The organism is Sphingopyxis sp., assembly GCF_036402335.1.
Classification (GTDB): Bacteria; Pseudomonadota; Alphaproteobacteria; order Sphingomonadales; family Sphingomonadaceae; genus Sphingopyxis.
The window spans coordinates 1-2,068 of sequence record NZ_DASWTD010000424.1 but is presented as its reverse complement, the minus strand read 5'-3'; the positions used below and the strand labels follow the sequence as shown (position 1 = coordinate 2,068).

The following is a 2,068-nucleotide window of genomic DNA, read 5'->3' as shown; positions in this document are numbered from 1 at the left end:
GGTCGTGATGATGATCATCACGACCGACAACCGGTCGGTCTCGATCGCGCCGACCGACAACATGCCGGGTCCGCGCAGGCCGATGGACACGCGGTCATCCTTCATCCGGTCGATCCGCAGCGACCCCGCGCCGCCCATCGTGACCGACCGCAGGCCCGAAGCGTTGATGCGGATCGTCACCGCACCGCGCGGGGCGCCGCGTTTCTCGTCGCCCGCGAACTGGCGCGCGCCGATCACCAGCCGCCCGTCGCGCGCCTCGACGCTCAGCCGGTCGAGCGCGTCCTGCGACCCTGTTGCCACCGCGCCGACCGGCGCGCGCGTCGTCACTTCGATATCATAATCGGCGTTGACCTCGATCGCCTCGAAACTGGTGAGGCCAAAACGCTTTTCGGCCGCGAAGGCAGGATTGGCGATCAGCAGGGCGGCGGCCGCAAACGCGGCGCATCGTGTCGCAAGGGTCATGGTGCCGCCTTACCGCGTTCGGACAGGCGGCACCAGCATAGCGTCACCCGGGCATCAATTGCAGGTGGCGGTGCCCGAGCCCATCTGGCGCGTCGAACAGTTCGCTCCGCCGCCAAGTTTCACATCGCCCGAACCAAGGATGCGGATATCGGCCTTGCCGGTCGCCTGCGCATCGACATTGCCCGACCCGGTGACCGATACCTCGAGCGTCGTCGCGACAAGGCCCTCGGCGTCGATGTCGCCCGATCCGGTGACGCTGAGCTCGCCCGATCCGATCGTGCCGCCGGCGATTTCGATGTCGCCCGAACCCGACACCTCGATTTCGGCGCGCTTGCCGGTCAGCTTCGCGACCTTGAGATCACCCGATCCGGTGACCGCCGCCTCGACCGCATCGCCGCCCACCGTATCGGCATCGATCGAGCCCGACCCGGTCAGCCGCACCAGGTTCAGCCGCGGCATGGTGATCGCGATATCCAGATCGTCGTCGTCGCGGCTCGAAAAGCTGAACCCCTCGCGCTTGCGTCCGATCACCAGTTTCGTCCCGTCGAGCTTGATCTCGAGACGGTCGAGCGTCTCCTTGCGACCGCGGGCGCTGATCGCGAAACTGTCGCCCTGACGGATCGTGACGTCGTCGGGGCCGGCAACCTCGACGCCGGTGAAGCCCGTGAGCGCAAAGGATTGGGTGACGATCGGCCCGGCGTGCGCCAGCGGTCCCGATTCGCTGCCGGTTGCCTGGCTCTGGTCGCCCTGCTTCCCGTCGCCCGGGGCCGCACCGTTACAGCCCGTCACGAGGGCCAGCGGCAAAATCGCCATCGTCCAGTTACGCATCGCAAATCTCCTCTGTGTATTATTATCGTAACACACAGAAGCCTGGCTGTCCAGCAACCTACCAGCGCAGCAGCGGCGTCAGCAGCAAGCGCCCGGCGACAGCCGACACCGCGACAGCAAGCCCGTGCCACAGCGCAATATGCATCATGTCGTTCGACGCGCAGTGCAGTGCCACGATGGTCGCTCCTGCCGCGCCGGCGGCGATTCCGATCACCCAGCCAGCACGCGTTGGCGAGGTCGGCGCCCCGCCTTTCAGCCAGAAGAAGAGCGCCGCCCCGACGCCCAGACCCGACAGCGCGCCCTCGATCATGCAGCGCAGGCCGTTTTCGGGGCGCGCCGCCTCCATCGCGGCGTGGGTGTCCCCGAAACCGATGACGAGCGCGGTCAGCGGCAGCGCCAGCGTCGCGAGGCCGGCCCAGCGCCAACCGCTGTAATCCCGCCCGACGCCCGGCAGGCCCATCCGCAGCGCGCTCCACGCCGCGGCAAGGCCCAACACGACGATCAGCCAGAAGGACAGCATCGGCAACGGCGGCATCATCGCGCCATCGGCAAGATCGTGGCGCGCGCCCGAAAGCCACAGCAACGCCGCGGCACCGCCAACCCACCCTGCGGCGACCCACAGCGAGCCGTTCGCGACCCGCCGCGGCCGGACCGGCTCCAGTTCTTCGGCAAGGCCGTCGATCAATTCGTCGATCGATGGATTGTTCATGTCATTCGCTTTCAATCAATTGCGCCAGCTTTTTTAGCCCGCGATGAATATTCACCTTCACCAGCGATT

General features: G+C 67.1%; 3 protein-coding genes. All 3 read right to left on the bottom strand.

Translation table 11 applies throughout. The annotated features are described in order from the left end of the window. On the bottom strand, positions 1 to 462 hold a 462-nt coding region (locus VGD20_RS13725; RefSeq protein ID WP_331134988.1), incomplete at its 3' end, for a GIN domain-containing protein. A gap of 54 nt (positions 463 to 516) precedes the next feature. Further along, a complete protein-coding gene (locus VGD20_RS13720) occupies positions 517 to 1,290 on the bottom strand; it encodes a head GIN domain-containing protein (protein WP_331134987.1) in 774 nt (257 codons plus the stop codon). Between the two features lie 58 nt (positions 1,291 to 1,348). After that, on the bottom strand, positions 1,349 to 1,999 hold the full coding sequence (locus tag VGD20_RS13715; protein WP_331134986.1) for a DUF1109 domain-containing protein: 651 nt from the start codon (positions 1,997 to 1,999) through the stop codon (positions 1,349 to 1,351). Between the last annotated feature and the right edge of the window lie 69 nt (positions 2,000 to 2,068).

Excerpts from the sequence above, each read along its gene's own strand:
- VGD20_RS13720 (WP_331134987.1), bottom strand. The coding sequence starts at position 1,290 with ATGCGTAACTGGACGATGGCGATTTTGCCGCTGGCCCTCGTGACGGGC.
- VGD20_RS13715 (WP_331134986.1), bottom strand. The coding sequence starts at position 1,999 with ATGAACAATCCATCGATCGACGAATTGATCGACGGCCTTGCCGAAGAA.